The sequence below is a fragment of the Microbulbifer marinus genome, from assembly GCF_900107725.1.
GTDB lineage: Bacteria > Pseudomonadota > Gammaproteobacteria > Pseudomonadales > Cellvibrionaceae > Microbulbifer > Microbulbifer marinus.
In genome coordinates, this window is record NZ_FNQO01000001.1 from 886,240 (window position 1) to 901,631 (window position 15,392).

At 60.8% G+C, this 15,392-nt stretch carries 13 protein-coding genes; 8 read left to right on the forward strand and 5 right to left on the reverse strand.

The genetic code is table 11. The features are described from left to right. The first annotated feature begins 47 nt into the window (after window positions 1-47). The 4 genes from BLW36_RS03865 to BLW36_RS03880 all read left to right on the forward strand — a co-directional run bounded on the left by BLW36_RS03865 (window position 48) and on the right by BLW36_RS03880 (window position 3,572). Complete coding sequence (locus BLW36_RS03865; RefSeq protein ID WP_091385341.1) at window positions 48-482, forward strand: DUF1810 domain-containing protein; 435 nt, start codon at window positions 48-50, stop codon at window positions 480-482. Continuing rightward, entirely contained in the window at window positions 479-916 is a 438-nt protein-coding gene (locus tag BLW36_RS03870) for a DUF1810 domain-containing protein (protein ID WP_091385343.1), read from the forward strand. Before BLW36_RS03865 ends, BLW36_RS03870 begins: the two co-directional genes overlap by 4 nt. A gap of 237 nt (window positions 917-1,153) precedes the next feature. Beyond that, complete coding sequence (locus tag BLW36_RS03875; RefSeq protein ID WP_211567128.1) at window positions 1,154-1,525, forward strand: carboxymuconolactone decarboxylase family protein; 372 nt, start codon at window positions 1,154-1,156, stop codon at window positions 1,523-1,525. A 325-nt stretch (window positions 1,526-1,850) separates the two neighbouring features. Next, window positions 1,851-3,572, forward strand: a complete 1,722-nt coding sequence (locus BLW36_RS03880) for a M14 family metallopeptidase (protein WP_211567129.1) — start codon at window positions 1,851-1,853, stop codon at window positions 3,570-3,572. A gap of 49 nt (window positions 3,573-3,621) precedes the next feature. Here BLW36_RS03880 and BLW36_RS03885 read toward each other — a convergent pair whose 3' ends face one another. The 4 genes from BLW36_RS03885 to BLW36_RS03900 all read right to left on the reverse strand — a co-directional run bounded on the left by BLW36_RS03885 (window position 3,622) and on the right by BLW36_RS03900 (window position 9,360). Then, window positions 3,622-4,461, reverse strand: a complete 840-nt coding sequence (locus tag BLW36_RS03885; protein ID WP_091385347.1) for a 23S rRNA (adenine(2030)-N(6))-methyltransferase RlmJ — start codon at window positions 4,459-4,461, stop codon at window positions 3,622-3,624. A gap of 320 nt (window positions 4,462-4,781) precedes the next feature. Continuing rightward, window positions 4,782-7,493 (reverse strand): pyruvate dehydrogenase (acetyl-transferring), homodimeric type, encoded by a 2,712-nt coding sequence (gene aceE / locus BLW36_RS03890; RefSeq protein WP_091386929.1) that lies wholly within the window; start codon window positions 7,491-7,493, stop codon window positions 4,782-4,784. A 147-nt stretch (window positions 7,494-7,640) separates the two neighbouring features. Then, on the reverse strand, window positions 7,641-8,825 hold the full coding sequence (gene megL / locus BLW36_RS03895; RefSeq protein ID WP_091385349.1) for a methionine gamma-lyase: 1,185 nt from the start codon (window positions 8,823-8,825) through the stop codon (window positions 7,641-7,643). A 52-nt stretch (window positions 8,826-8,877) separates the two neighbouring features. Continuing rightward, window positions 8,878-9,360, reverse strand: coding sequence for an Lrp/AsnC family transcriptional regulator (locus BLW36_RS03900; RefSeq protein ID WP_091385351.1), 483 nt, complete (start codon window positions 9,358-9,360; stop codon window positions 8,878-8,880). A 342-nt stretch (window positions 9,361-9,702) separates the two neighbouring features. On the opposite strand from BLW36_RS03900, the gene BLW36_RS03905 reads away from it, so the two are divergent. From BLW36_RS03905 to BLW36_RS03915, 3 genes are all read left to right on the forward strand, one after another. Beyond that, window positions 9,703-10,671: an alpha/beta fold hydrolase gene (locus BLW36_RS03905; protein ID WP_170833109.1), complete on the forward strand. Its 969-nt coding sequence runs from the start codon at window positions 9,703-9,705 to the stop codon at window positions 10,669-10,671. Between the two features lie 251 nt (window positions 10,672-10,922). After that, complete coding sequence (locus BLW36_RS03910; RefSeq protein WP_091385355.1) at window positions 10,923-11,543, forward strand: class I SAM-dependent methyltransferase; 621 nt, start codon at window positions 10,923-10,925, stop codon at window positions 11,541-11,543. Between the two features lie 211 nt (window positions 11,544-11,754). After that, window positions 11,755-12,144, forward strand: coding sequence for a ribonucleotide reductase subunit alpha (locus BLW36_RS03915; protein ID WP_091385357.1), 390 nt, complete (start codon window positions 11,755-11,757; stop codon window positions 12,142-12,144). A 94-nt stretch (window positions 12,145-12,238) separates the two neighbouring features. Here BLW36_RS03915 and selD read toward each other — a convergent pair whose 3' ends face one another. Then, window positions 12,239-13,288: a selenide, water dikinase SelD gene (gene selD, locus BLW36_RS03920; RefSeq protein ID WP_091385360.1), complete on the reverse strand. Its 1,050-nt coding sequence runs from the start codon at window positions 13,286-13,288 to the stop codon at window positions 12,239-12,241. Between the two features lie 247 nt (window positions 13,289-13,535). Here selD and BLW36_RS03925 point away from each other — a divergent pair, with 247 nt between their 5' ends. After that, on the forward strand, window positions 13,536-15,389 hold the full coding sequence (locus tag BLW36_RS03925; RefSeq protein ID WP_091385362.1) for a putative nucleotidyltransferase substrate binding domain-containing protein: 1,854 nt from the start codon (window positions 13,536-13,538) through the stop codon (window positions 15,387-15,389). Window positions 15,390-15,392: the final 3 nt, after the last annotated feature.

Below are 15,392 nucleotides of genomic sequence, written 5' to 3' on the forward strand. Positions count from 1 at the left end.
CACTTCGCCCAGTGCAATACTGCTGCCATATCCGCTCAGTCATCGAAATGAACGATCCTTTCAATCTCCAGCGCTTCCTCGACGCCCAGAGCGAGAGCTATGAATACGCACTGACGGAACTAGCCGCAGGAAAGAAACGCTCGCACTGGATCTGGTATATCTTTCCTCAGGTCGCGGGGCTGCGGGACAACGATATGGCGCTGCGCTACGCGATTACCGGGCTGAACGAGGCGCGGGCCTATCTCGCGCACCCGGTTCTCGGCGAGCGGCTCAGGGGGTGCTGTCGGCAATTATTGCAGTTGCAAGGTCTGACAGCATTCGATATTTTCGATGGTCCGGACGATATGAAAGTCAAATCATCGATGACCCTGTTTTCCGTCGCCGAAGGCGGTCACAGTATCTTCAACCAGGTGCTGGAAAAGTACTTTCAGGGCAAGGTGGACACCCGCACGCTGGAAATTCTCGAGAGCCAACGGAAATGAGCGACCCATTTAACCTGCAACGCTTTGTCGACGCCCAGAGTCACAACTACGATGCCGCGCTGGCGGAGCTGAGCGCCGGGCGAAAGCGCTCGCACTGGATGTGGTACATCTTCCCGCAGATCGCCGGCCTCGGGCACAGTGCCATGGCGCAGCGCTATGCGATACAGAACCTCGACGAGGCGCGGGCCTACCTGCAGCACCCGCTACTCGGCCGCCGGCTCAAAGAATGCTGCGCGCAACTGCTGCAGGTGGAAGGCAGATCGGCGCATGAAATCATGGGCAGCCCCGACGATATCAAGCTCAGATCCTCGATGACCCTGTTTTCCGCCGCAGAAGATGAAAACAGCGTATTTGATCGGGTGCTGGAAAAATATTACGACGGACAGCCGGATTCGCGCTCGCTCGACATACTCAGCGACCTGGGTCAATCCTGAAATTCATTAGTTCGATTGGGCGTCCTTCGCACGGCAAGTGGCGCCCGCGCCATCTGGGAGCCGGGCACTCGCTCCAGACCCCGCCACTTCGCCTCTATATCGGCGCTCCCCCTTCCAAAGCTCTGCCGAATTCTCAGCAAAAACTGACGCCAATTTTTCACGCTGCGCCGGTCTCTTTTCTGGACCCGCCACGCTCACTGGCTCAAGCTGACTCACATCACAGAGAGGTTGGAAGCCATGAGCGAAAATTCTGCAAGATGCAAATCCTATCCCGACAGGTTGAAGAGTTTCGAGAAGCTGTCCGCCAACCTGTCTTCCGCAAGCCCTCCTGTGATGAAGGCGTTTTGGCAGCTGCATACAGCATCCATGGCCTCGGGCGCTCTCGACGCCAAAACAAAGGAACTTATCGCGCTGGCAATCAGTGTTGCCACACATTGCGACGACTGTATTGCACACCATACAAATGATGCCCTTGAAGCCGGCGCCACAGCAGAGGAGATTACCGATGCCTTGGCAGTGGCCGTGCTGATGGGTGGTGGTACCAGTGTCGTCTATGCATGCCACGCTATCGAAGCACTCGAACAGTTTTCCGAAGGTCCCGAGCAATAGCGGCTGCCCCCCGGCGCTCTCTTTGAAAGAAACTGGGAAAACAGGTAATGCCCAAGGACGTCTCCGAGACGGTTTCGTAATCGGAGTGCTGTCAGTAAAGAATGCGATGCTGCACAGGGATACGCTATTGATGCGCTGCATGCGTAATTTCAATATCATGCAGCTGCTTAAGCTTTAAGATTTGTTACCCGCTGTATTCTGGAAACGATCCTTCATGATAAAAAGAATTAAGTGCGCAAGCTCTCCCCTCTTCTCCCAGTGTATGCTGGCCACCGCGATTTTGGTCTCGCAGTCAGCTTATAGTGCCGCGCAGTTACAGGCCCCATTGCCAAAACTGATTCCCTGGCAGGGAGAGTCCGAGCAGCTGATTGTGCGCGACGGTGACTGGGTGACGCCGGCGGAGGGCAGTGGTTTTCGCACCACACCGGATTACCAGCAGACCCGCGCTTTCATCAATCGCCTGGCCGCAGCCAGCCCGGATATCAAAACCAAAGATATCGGCACTTCGGCCGGCGGGCGCAAAGTGCAGCTGGTGACCCTGACCGCAGACGGCAGCGATCCCGAGACCAACGGCAAACCGACACTGCTGGTGCAGGCGGGCATTCATTCCGGCGAGATCGACGGCAAGGACGCGAGCCTGATGCTGCTGCGCGATTATGTGAACGGCGATCAGGCGCTGCGCCAACTGATCGAGCGCGCGAACCTGCTGCTTATCCCGATCCTCAATGTTGACGGCCACGAGCGCGCCGGGCCCTATACCCGCATGAACCAGCGCGGCCCGGACAATGCCGGCTGGCGCACCAACAGCAACAACCTGAACATCAATCGCGACTACGCCAAGCTCGATACCCCGGAGCTGCGCGCGGTGATGGAGGTGATCAACACTTATCAGCCGGAGCTGTATCTGGATATCCACGTGACCGATGGCGAGGATTACCAGTACGACATCACCTTCGGCTACAACGGCGCTTTCGCCAGCGACTCACCGGCCATCGCCCGGTGGCTGGAGTCCAGCCTGCAGAACAGGCTCGACGGTGCTATTAGCGCCGCCGGCCATATTCCCGGGCCGCTGATCTTCGGCGTGAACTCGCAGAACTTTGCCGACGGCATCAGCCACTGGACTGCCAGCCCGCGTTTCTCCAACGGCCTCGGCGATCTGCGCCACACCCCCACAGTGCTGGTGGAAAACCATTCGCTGAAACCCTATCGGCAGCGGGTGCTGGGTACCTACGTATTGATTGAGGCCGCACTCAAGGCACTGGCGGAGGACGGAGAGAAGATCAGCAATGCCATCGCCAGCGATCGGCAGCGCCGTCCGCAAAACCAGGTACTTGCGTGGCAAGCCAATGAAAAGCCCGATCTTTCCGTATATGCTGAAGAGCCCTTCAAGGGCATTGCCTACAGGAAAGAAAAGAACCCGATCACCGGCGCCGAGCGGGTCGTCTGGCTCGGTGAAGCCAAGGACTACCCCGCGTTGCCAGTGTTTGTCGATAACGTGAAAGCGGTGGAAGTACGAGTGCCCGAGGCGTTCTACCTGCCGAAAAGCGAAACACTGGTGCTGGAGCGCCTGAAAGCCCACGGCATCGAAGTCGGCGAGCCACAGCGGAAGGCAGCCAAGCTGACCCGGTTTACCGTCGACAACCACGAATTTGCGGACAGCCCGTTCGAGGGCCACTTCCGCGTCAGTGGCGAATTCAACGAGGACCAGGTCGAGGTACCGCTCGACAACTATGTGAAGATCAGTACTGACCAGCCCCTGGGGCGCCTGGCCGTGGCCCTGCTGGATCCGCGCGGACCGGATTCTTTCTTCCAGTGGGGATTCTTCAACCAGATATTCCAGCGCACCGAATACTACGAACCCTATGCGCTGGTACCGCTGGCTGAGCAGATGCTGAAGCAGGATCCCGCGCTAAAGCAAGATTTTGAGAAGCGCCTGCAGGACAAGACATTTGCCGAGGATCCCCGCGCGCGTTTGGATTTCTTCTACCAGCGCAGCCCCTATTACGACCAGGCGTATTTGAAATATCCGGTGCTGATGAAGTATTGACGGCCCTTTCCGTCAGACCCGGTCGGACAACCGGCCGGGAACCTACCGACTATTCTCCGACCAGACTCTGGATCCGCAGATGCTCCCGACCATCCTCGCTGAACAGCCTTGCCAGAGGCGGCAGTAGCCCTTCCATGGTAGCGCGCAGTGTCCAGGGCGGGTTTACCACGATCATGCCGGAGGAGGTCATGCCGAGACCATTGGTATCGGCGCGGATGCCCAATTCGAACTGCTCGACGCAGCGAATACCCGAAGCGATGATCTGCTGCTCCAGCTGGTCGATACGCTTGCGCTCGACCACCGGATACCAGAGTGCCACGGTGGCGGCAGGCATTTTCCGATGAATAAGCTTGAGCGCGTCGACCACGCGCCGGTAATCGTGTTTCAGCTCATAGGGCGGATCGATGAGCACCAGCGCGCGGCGGGACTGTGTCGGCAGTAGCGCCGCAAGTCCCTTGAAGCCGTCCTCACCGCGGACATACACATTCCGGCCAGCACAGGCCCGACGGAGGTGTTCGATATCGGTCGGATGCAGCTCGTATAACCAGGCCTTATCCTGCGGACGCAGCAGTCCACAGGCGATGGCCGGCGAGCCCGGATATATCTGCAAGCGGCCATCCCCGTTGTGCGCCAGGACCCGCTCCAGGTACGGCCGCAATGCCGGCAGGTCGGGACCATTTGGCAGCAGGCGGCCAATGCCATTGGCATATTCGCAGTTCTTTACCGCCAAACCGTCGCGCAGGCGGTAAAGGCCGGCCCCGGCGTGGGTGTCGATATAGTCGAGGGGTTTGTCTTTCAGTTGCAGGTAGAGAAGGATTTCCACCTGCGCAAGGTGCTTCAGCACGTCGGCAAAATTGCCGGCATGAAAACCGTGGCGATAGCTGAGCATGTGACCCGTCTGGATGATCTCAGGATGTCAATCGGGCCTGCGGCCCGGACGGGCCAACGCGGCTGTGGGGAGTAGCCTTGGGGGGACGGGCCGCAAACAGGCCCACCAGGGATCTCGCGCGTAATTTATTCCGCTCCTGGGGTGGTGTAAACAAAAATTTGCGGCCTCCAGCACACCCGGCCGGACAGACCCAAATAGGCCCGCGACGCATGACATTTTTCCACTGCGCGGCTGCCTTGGCGAAACGCGGGCCTACCTAGACTATCGGCCGCCGAGCGGGTATTGACCCAGTACCGAGCAGCCTTCGATAACGGCTCCGCCTAGGCCTGTGCCTCGCCGAGAAACTCCCTTTCTGCCGCACGGGGAAATCCATCATGAACACCCAGCTCATTGCCCAGCGAGTGGAGCCTGTCTGCGCTGATCTCGCCCTGCTCACACAGTGCCGCCAGCGCGGCGTAGGCGATACTGGAGGCGTCCACCTCGAAGTACTTGCGCAGGTGGTGCCGGGATTCGCAAACCCCGAAGCCGTCGGTCCCGAGCACTACATAGGATCCCGGCACCCAACGCGCGATGCTCGCCGGCAGTGCGCGCATGTAATCGGTACATGCCACTATCGGGCCGGCCACTGAACCGAGCACCTGCTGCAGATAGGAGGTGTGTTCTTCTTCGGGCTGCAGCCGCCTCAGGCGCTCTGCCCTCTCCGCATCCCGCGCCAGCTCCGTGTAGCTGGTCACGCTCCACACATCCGCAGAGATACCGCGATCGGCGAGCAGTGCCTGGGCTTCCAGCACCTGCTGCATGATGCTGCCGCTGCCGAAAAGCTGCACCGACGGCTGTTCGCTTTCGGCATCGTCCGCCGGGCGGAACAGGTAAATGCCCTTCTTCACTCCCTCCTCGATGCGCGCCTGCTCCCCTGCAGGGAACGCCGGCATCGGGTAGTTCTCGTTGTAGACGGTGATGTAGTAGAAGACCGGCTCGCCCCGCTCGTACATCACCTCGATACCGTCGCGCAGCAGTATCGCCAGTTCGTAGGCAAAGGCCGGGTCGTAGCTGCGCATATTCGGCACCGTCGACGCCAGTATGTGGGAGTGGCCGTCCTGGTGCTGCAGGCCCTCGCCGTTCAGCGTGGTGCGGCCGGCCGTGCCGCCAAGCAGGAAGCCACGGCACATGCTGTCGGCACAGCCCCAGATCATGTCTCCCACCCGCTGGAAACCGAACATGCTGTAGAAGATATACAGCGGTATCGTCGGTACCCCGTGGTTCGCATAGGCGGTGCCGGCGGCCAGGAAGGAAGCCATGGCACCCGCCTCGCAGATGCCCTCCTGCAGGATCTGCCCGTCCGCCGCCTCGCGATACGGCAACAGGCTGTCGGCGTCCACCGGCAGGTACTTCTGCCCACCGGGGGCATAGATGCCGGCCTCGCGGAACAGCGCCTCCATGCCGAAAGTGCGCGCCTCATCCGGGACAATCGGCACTATGTACTTGCCGACGCCCTTGTCCTTGATCAGCTTGGCCGTCATGCGCACCACCGCCATAGTGGTGGAAAGGGCGCGATCGCCGCTGCCGTTATAGAATTCGTCAAACAGTGCACTGTCCGGCGCCTTCAGCGGTACACAGTCCACCCGCCGGTACGGCATACCGCCACCGAGCGTTCGGCGCTTTTCCCGCAGGTAGCGCATTTCCTCTGAGTCCTCCGCCGGGCGATAGAAACCGGCCTGCGCCAAGTCGTCGTCCGCGAGTGGAATGCCGAGCCTCCTGCCGATACCGATACGCTCGTCGGCGGAAAACTGCTTCTTCTGGTGGGCGGTATTCTTGCCCTGGGTCGATTCGCCCAGGCCGTCCCCTTTGACCGTCTTGACCAGAATCACCGTCGGCTTGCCGGTGCTTTGCGCGGCCCGGGCAAAAGCGGCGTAGATCTTTTTCGGGTCCTGGCCACCGCGCTTGATCTCGCGGACCTCGTCATCGGTCAGGCTGCTCATCAGCGCCTGCAGTTCCGGCGAGTTTTCCACCCAGTGCTCGCGCTGGGCGCCGCCGGGCCTGGTGGAGTACAGCTGGTAGTCGCCGTCCAGGGTTTCGTCCATGCGTTTCTGCAACACGCCGTTGCGATCATTCTGCAGCAGCGTGTCCCAGCCGCTGCCCCACACCACCTTGATCACCTGCCAGTCGGCACCGCGGAAACTGCGCTCCAGTTCCTGGATGATTTTTCCATTGCCGCGCACCGGGCCATCGAGGCGCTGCAGGTTGCAGTTCACCACCAGCACCAGGTTGTCGAGGTTTTCCCGCGCGGCGATATTGATGGTACCCAGCACTTCCGGCTCGTCCGCCTCACCGTCACCAATAAAGTTCCAGATCTTGCCGCCGTTGGTCGGTTTCAGTCCCCGGGATTCGAGGTATTTGGCGAAGCGGGCCTGGTAAATGGCGGAGGGTGTAGAGAGCCCCATGGAAGCGGTGGGCGCCTGCCAGAATTCCGGCATCTGCCGCGGATGCGGGTAGGACGACAGGCCGCCACCCGGCTGCAACTGGCGGCGGAAATTCCGCAACTGCTGTTCGCTGAGCCGCCCCTCCAGAAACGCGCGCGCGTAAATGCCGGGGGCCGCGTGGGCCTGCACATTGAGCAGATCACCACCGTAGTCCGCGTCGCGGCAGCGGAAGAAATGATTAAAACCCACTTCGAGCATAGTGGCGGCCGAGGCGTAGGTGGCGATATGACCACCGACACCGGTACCGCTATCGGCGGCCTGCAGCACCATGGCGATGGCATTCCAGCGAATCATATTTTCGATCCGCTGCTCCATATCAAGATTGCCTGGATAAGCCGGCTGTTCGGAAAGCGGTATCGTGTTTCTATAGGGCGTATTCAGCGGTGCCTGATCCAGTTGCACACCGCGCCTGACCAGGCGCTCCTGTAGCGACCGCAATATCTCCTGGGCACGATCAGCGCCCTGGTAGCGCAGGATGTCGTCCAGCGATTCCAGCCATTCCTGCAGCTCTAAATCCTGATCCCCAATGAAGTCCTGCGGACTGACTTGCATATTCACAATGCGCAATTACCGGTTCAGTTTTTATCGGAAAAGCCGCATCGCAGTCGGCACCCGGGCACCACTGAACTCGTGTCCAATGCAGCCCAAGGCTCCCTGCGATGGCGATCTCTTTATTATCAGAAGTAATCCGGCTGGCGATCAGAGGATACTGGCCAGGGCCTGATCCAGGTCCGCCATGATGTCCTCGGCATTCTCCAGGCCTACTGCGAGCCGAATCAGCGTGCGGGAAATGCCCGCTTCCGCCAGCTCCTCGGGTGCATAGGTGGAATGCGTCATGGATGCCGGGTGCTGGATCAGCGTCTCGGCGTCGCCAAGGCTGACCGCGCGCTTGCACATCTTCAGCTGGTTGATAAACGCCACCGCCTGCTCAAAGCTGCACTTCAGCTCAAAGGCCATCACGCCACCGGCGCCGTGCATCTGCGTGCCGAGCAGGCGGTATCCGGGATGATCCGGCAGACCGGGGTAATAGACCTTTTCGATCGCGCTGTGGCCCTGCAGGTGCTCGGCCACCACCTGCGCATTCTCGCAGTGGCGCTGCACGCGCAGGTGCAGGGTTTTCAGGCCGCGGATCACCAGCCACGCATCGTGAGGGCTCATCACCGCACCCATGTCCTTGCGCGTGGTCATCTTGATATGGTCGATCAATTCACGGGGGCCGCACAGGATGCCGGCCACCACGTCGCCGTGGCCGTTCAGGTACTTGGTCGCGGAGTGCAGCACCAGGTCGATGCCGTGGGTTGCCGGGCGCTGCAGGATCGGCGACATAAACGTGTTATCGATCACGGTGATGATGCCGTGCTCCTGGCCGATCGCCGCGATGCTATTCAGGTCGATCACTGTCAGGCACGGGTTGATCGGCGTCTCGCCGTAAATCACCTTGGTATTCGGCTGGATGGCCGCGCGCACCGCCTGCTCGTCGGCCAGGTCCACGAAGCTGACTTCGATACCAAACGCCGGGAGCTGATGGTTGAACAGCGCAAAGGTGCAACCGTACAGGCGGTGGGAAGTGATCAGGTGGTCGCCGGCTTTCAGCAGGCCGAAAATCGCCGCGGAAACCGCGCCCATTCCGGAGCCGAAAGCGGCCGCCGTTTCGGTTTCCTCGAGCACGGCCATGCGGGCTTCGAGCTCATCGACGGTCGGGTTGCCCAGGCGGGAATAGATATGGCCCTGGGCGTCGCCGGCAAAACGGTCCGCGCCCTGCTGTACGTCGTCGAAGACGAAAGTTGAAGTCTGGTAGATCGGCGTCGACAGCGGTCCGTGTTCGCCCTGGGATTTCTTACCACCGTGGATGGTATTGGTTTCGATGTTCTTAGATTCCCACATATGTGCCTCTTTTATCGTTATTAATCCGATGAGCCACATATGTGCGACCCATCTAGGGTTCCGGCAAGTCCAGCTGCGTTGTCTGCTTCAGGGCCTTCAACACGATGCTGGTATGGATCCGGGCAATGCCCGGCAGAGGTATCAACCGCGTGGCGATGAAGTGGTCGAGTGCGCGGTTGTTCACGGTGGAGACCTTGATCATGTAGTCGTACTCACCGGTAACGTGATAGCACTCGAGGACTTCCGGCATGGCCACCAGACGATCCAGTACCTCGGCGATGCGTTCGTGCTGGTGCAGCTCCAGCGCAATCTCGATCAGGGCCAGGTTGTCGTGGCCCAGCTTTTCCCGATTGAGCATCGCGGCGTAACCGCTGATATAGCCCTCCTCTTCCAGCCGCCTGACCCGCGCCAGCGTGGCCGGCGGTGACAGGTGCACGCGATCAGACAATTCCACATTGCTGATCCGCCCCTCGGCCTGGAGGACCCGCAGGATGGTGATATCCGTGCGATCCAGCGACGAAACTGAGTTTAACATTGGGCAACCTTTTCGGATTTAAATTAGGTAAATCAGACATTATTACGAATATTATTAATTCGCAAGTCACTTCCGCCGGGGAGATTGAAGAATATTCGGCTCCGAACTGAGCGGGCTTGCCGAATGTTAGGCGGGGTCAGGATTTGCCGAGGGCCGCTTCGGGAGAGAGACTCGCGGTTGGCCACCCCGCCCGCTTCTGCCGTTACCGCCTAAAGGGACCTGAGTTGGAACCGAGTGGCAACCGCACCGCTACCTTGTCGCCACGCCAGACTTTTGCCGATCGATACAAACGATTACCCTGACCGGAACCAGTGGAAAAGAACAAAAACGATGGGAGCAGCGATGCGCCAGCAATTGCCCTACGGATTGGACCAGTACGGAATCCGGTTCCGCCGCGTAGCCACCAACGGCATCCACCTGAATGTGGCCGAGGCCGGCGAAGGCCCGCTGGTATTCCTGCTGCACGGCTTTCCCGAGTGCTGGGCCAGCTGGGGCCCGCAGATCAAGTTCCTGGTCGACCAGGGCTACAAGGTCGTAGCACCGGAGATGCGCGGCTACGGCGACAGCGATGCCCCCGAGGACGTGGCCGCCTACGACACGGTGGAGCTGGCGGCAGACGTGATCGGCCTGCTCGATGCCTACGACCAGGAGCGGGGTGTGATCATCGGCCACGACTGGGGCTGTATCGTCGCCTGGCATACCGCCTGGCTGCACCCGGAGCGCATCAAGGGTGTCGGCGGCCTCAGCGTGCCCTGGTTCGGGCGCGGGCAGACCGATACCCTGAGCGCACTGAAACGGCAGATGGGCGATAACTATTTCTACATTCTCGATTTCCAGAACGCCGCCGCCCACGAGGCCCTGAACCGCGACAAGGCCAAATCACTGGAAGCCATCCTCACCGGCCACTTCGATCTGCTCGGGCAAAAGGCCGGCGACCAGGGCCTGCTGGAGCGGATCACCATGCCGGAACGGCGCCCGGACTATATGCCGCAGGAATTCCTCGATTACATTACCAGCCGCTACCAGCGCCACGGCTTCGAGCCGGTACTCAATTGGTACCGCAACTTCGAACGCACCTGGCAGCGCACCGCCGATCAAGATGGCCACACTATCACCGTACCGGCGATGTACCTGACCGGCAGCAAGGACTGGACCAACCGCTACGCCGACAGCATCGGCCTGGACATGCACGAGCGCTGCAGTGACTTGCGTATCAATGAAGTGCTCAAGGCCGGACACTGGCTCGGGCAAGAAGAGCCGGAATTGCTCAATCGCAAGATTGCCGAGTTTCTCGCGATGCTCGGTCACTGACTGCTGGTCTGATTGACTCCAGAGGATACGCCTGTAATTTGGCTAACTGGTCTGAGCACTTTCAAAAGGTAACCACTGGGTATAACAAGTTGGCCGTCGCTGCCAACGTTACAGGTACTTTTATATGTGGATACGGTGATTCGTTTCATCGCACTCGTTCGGCACATAACCAGGCCAGGCTGTACCAGTTGGCATCGCCATGTGTGAGTCACGGATGCAATTAGTCATGACATCAAAGGAAGGGTGGACAAATGAAGGATTCGAAAGCGTTTTGGGACAAGACCGCACCTCGTTACGCCAAAAGCAAGATTCAGGATGAGAAAACCTACCAAAAGAAATTAGCAATCACACAGGAGTACTTCCGCCCAGATTGGTCTGTCCTGGAGTTCGGCTGCGGCACCGGCAGTACGGCAATGATTCACGCACCCCACGTCAAGCATATTGTCGCCACCGATATATCGGACAAGATGCTGGATATTGCTGATCGGAAGAGGAAAGCTGCCGGGATTGAAAATATCAGTTTCCACCAAGGCACACTGGATAGCCTCGATCTGCAAGCAGAAAGCTTTGATGCCGTTTTGGGCCTCAACGTCCTCCATCTCCTAGAGGATGTGGATGTCACAATCACACGCGTGCACGAACTGTTAAGGCCGGGAGGCATTTTCGTATCCAGCACCGCGCTGATCGATGAAATCAGCGTCCTCTGGAGATGGTTGATTCCCGTTATGCAGCTCGTGAACCTCGCACCTTATGTGAATCGTTTCAGCCGGCAGGGTTTCGTATCGAAACTGGTCGATGCAGGCTTTAACCTTGATCTAGAGTGGCAGCCGCGGAAAGGATCGATTTTTATCGTTGCCCGGAAAGCCACATAATCAGGACCGCCACTAGGGAAAGGGCCAGGAAAGTAGGGAAATCGTATCTGAGATCCAGACCAGGCCCGTCAAGTCCGCGACTGCGGAGCCAGACACCATATAGTCACCGCGTGTGATTACCGCGGTCGGTGCCACAATTCACTTGATCGAGATCAATACAACCGCGGCGATGAGGACTATGCTTGCCGCGAGTCAAATAGCGGGGAAGCCCATGCAATCCAACTTCCAGAAACTAATCAGTGCCGCCCAGAACCAGCCCCAGCCGCAGAGACTGCTGTTCCTGCTGGCAAAGGCAGAGCGCAACAACAACCCGAAGAAATCCACCGCCAAGGGAGCCATCACCCCGGTGATGTGTGTAGACAAGCTGCCGGAGGAGCTCACCAGTTTTGCCGACTTCGTCACCGAAGCCGATGGGATCGACACAAGCTGGAACATGATCCTGATCGCCGGCCTAAACGGGGAGAACGGCCAAGCGCCGACCACCGAAGAGGCCGAGCCGCTGCTGAACAAGATGGCGAATGACCTGATGCAGGGGCAGGATCTCTCCCGTTACCTGATTCTGGACCGGGAAGAAAACCAGATTGAAATGATGCCGCGCTAACCGCGAGCAGCCCGCCTGACCTCCACGCGCCGGCTTATGCATACCGGCGCGCGCGGTCATCGGCCCTGCCCTCAATTTCCTCAGGCAGCAGGCCTCACACCACCGTAATCAGCGCCGACGCACCGTCCTGTGGCAGCAGTTCACCGATCGGTTCGGTGCCGAAGCCGTCGCGGCGCAACAGTGCCTGCACCCGGGCCTCCGCCTCCGGAGCGACTGCCAGCAACAGGCCGCCGCTGGTCTGCGGGTCGCACAACAGCTGCTGCTGTTCTTCCCCGAGCGGCCCCACCTTGTGGCCGTAGCTATCAAAGTTGCGCCCGGTGCCTCCCGGCACGCAGCCCAGCGCGCGGTAATGCCGCGCCGCCTCGATCACCGGCACCGCGGAAAATTCGATCCGGGCGCGGAGGCCGCTGCCCTCGCACATTTCCGTCAAGTGCCCCAGCAGACCAAAGCCGGTGACATCGGTCATCGCGCGCACGCCGTCGATCTGCGCCAGTTCAGCACCGATGCTATTCATCAGGCACATGCTGTCGCGGGCCAGGTGGCCGTGTTCCGGCTGCAGCCTCTTTTGTTTCTGCGCGGTGCTCAGCACCCCCACGCCCAGGGGCTTGGTCAGGTAGAGCCGGTTGCCCGCTTGGGCAGTGTCGTTGCGCTTGAGCTGATCGATTGCCACCGCGCCGGTCACCGCCAGGCCGAAGATCGGTTCCGGCGCGTCGATGCTATGGCCCCCCGCCAGCGGAATACCGGCCTCGCGGCAGGCCTGACGGCCGCCGTCCACCACCTGGCGGGCGACCTCAGCCGGCAGCACATTGATCGGCCACCCCAGAATGGCAATGGCCATCAGCGGCCTGCCACCCATGGCATAGATATCACTGATGGCGTTGGTCGCGGCGATGCGGCCAAAATCGAACGGATCGTCCACGATCGGCATAAAGAAATCGGTGGTACTGATCACCGCCTGCCCACCGCCGATATCGTATACGGCGGCATCGTCGCGGGAGCCGTTGCCCACCAGCAGGCGCTCACCGGCCGCGCACGGCTCGGTGGGCAGCTGGCTCTGCAGGATCACATCCAGCACGGCAGGAGAAATCTTACAGCCGCAACCGGCGCCGTGACTGTATTCGGTAAGCTTGACGGTCTCGCTCATAACCGCAGTGGACCCTCGATTGGGATTGGGATTCGGATTGGGGCCGCCATCATACGAATTCCCCCGCCAATACAAAAGGTGGTCATTGGCACAGGCCATCACGACAGAGGTCTGGGGTTGCACGAGTCCTGCGGAGACTTGCGAAACTGCGCGGCGATACAGGCTGGACTTTCACCAAAGTCTAATCGTCCCGACCTTTCCAATCGCGTAGCATGGCCGTAAAAGTGTGCGAGGAGGAGCCCCGCCCATGAATGCAGATCCCAACCTGCCGGAAATCCAGTCGGTGGCGGCGTTCCTGCGCGAGTGCCTGCCTTTCGGCGACCTGCCGGAGGCGACGCAGCAGGACACGGCGCGCAGAATCCAGATCACCTACCTGCGCAAGGGTGAGCAGATCCGCGCCAGTTCCGCCCCCTATGCGCTGCGTATCGTGCGTAGTGGGGCCGTCGAACTCCGCAGTGGCGACCAGCAGTTGCTGGATCGGCTGGGCGAGGGGGAAAGCTTCAATATCCACGGGCTCGATGTCGGGTCGGAGGGTGTGGTGGCCGAAACCATCGAAGATACCCTGCTCTACCAGTTGCCGCGGGCCTCCTACGAGGCGCTGCGGGCACAGTTCCGCGACTTCGACCGCCATTTCCACAGCCAACGCAATCGCCGCCTGCGCCGGGCCGCCCGCTATCGCCCGGACAGCAACCTGCTGGCGCAACCGCTGGCCAACCACGTCACCCGCAATCCGCTGTCGCTGCCGCCGCACACCTCGCTGCAGGAGGCGGCGCGGGCAATGACCGAGTGGCGGGTCTCCTCGCTGCTGGTCAAAGACGGCGAACACCTGCTCGGCATCGTCACAGACCGCGACCTGCGCAGCCGCGCCCTGGCCCAGGGACTGCCGCTGCAAAACGCCATCCGCGACATCATGAGCCCCCAGCCCAAGCGCATCGAGCTCGATGCCAGCGTCTTCGATGCCGTGCTGATGATGACCCGCGAGGGCATCCACCACCTGCCCGTGCAGGAACAGGGGAAGGTGGTCGGCATCATCACCTCCTCGGACCTGATGCTGGCGCGGCAGAATGACCCGGTTTACCTGGTGCAGCACCTATCCCGCCAGCAGGACCTGCAGAGCCTCGCGGCGATCACCGCCTCACTGCCTGCCCTGATGGTGCAGGCGATCCAGGGCGGCATGCGCGCGCACCAGTTGAGCCGCGTGCTCACGGCGATCAGTGACGCGGTGACCTGCCGGCTCATCGAGCTGGCCATCGAGCGGCTCGGGCCGGCTCCGGTGCCCTTCTGCTGGCTCGGCTTCGGCTCCCAGGGGCGCGGGGAACAGCTGATCGGCGCCGACCAGGACAATGGCCTGCTGATCGACAACCGCGCCAGCGCGGCGGATTTGGACTGGTTTCGCCAGCTGGCCACCTTTGTCTGCGACGGGCTCAATGCCTGCGGTTACCCCTACTGCAATGGCAAGGTGATGGCCACCACCGAACGCTGGCGCCAGCCTCTGTCAGAGTGGCGCCGCACCGTGGACGACTGGGCTTTCTCCCCGACGCCGGAGGCCGTGATGCGCGTGTCGATCTTTTTCGACTTGCGCAGCGTCTACGGGGACGCCCGCCTCTGCGACCAGCTGCAGCGCCATATGCTGGCGCGGACCCGGCGGGACTCCATCTTCCAGGCGGCACTGGCAGCCAACGTGCTGGAACAGACGCCACCGCTCGGGATATTTCGCCGCTTTCTTGTCGAGCGCAACGGCGAGCACCGCGACGAATTCGATATCAAGAAACGGGGGGTAATGCCGCTCGTCGACCTGGCCCGCGTCCACGCGCTGGCCCACGGCATTCCCGCGGTGAACACGCGCGAGCGGCTGCAGCAACTGGTGGATGCCCGCGTGCTCACCATCGGTGACGGTCGCAACCTGCAGGACGCCTACGACACCATCCAGCAGATTCGCGTCGAGAACCAGTGCCGGCAGGTTTCCGCCGGTCATAGCGCCAACAATTATCTGAATCCCGACGAGTTGCCAGACCTGGAGCGCAAGCACCTGAAGGACGCCTTTACGGTGGTACACGATGCGCAGGAGGCACTGCGCAGCCATTTCCGGCAGGGATTCTGAGCC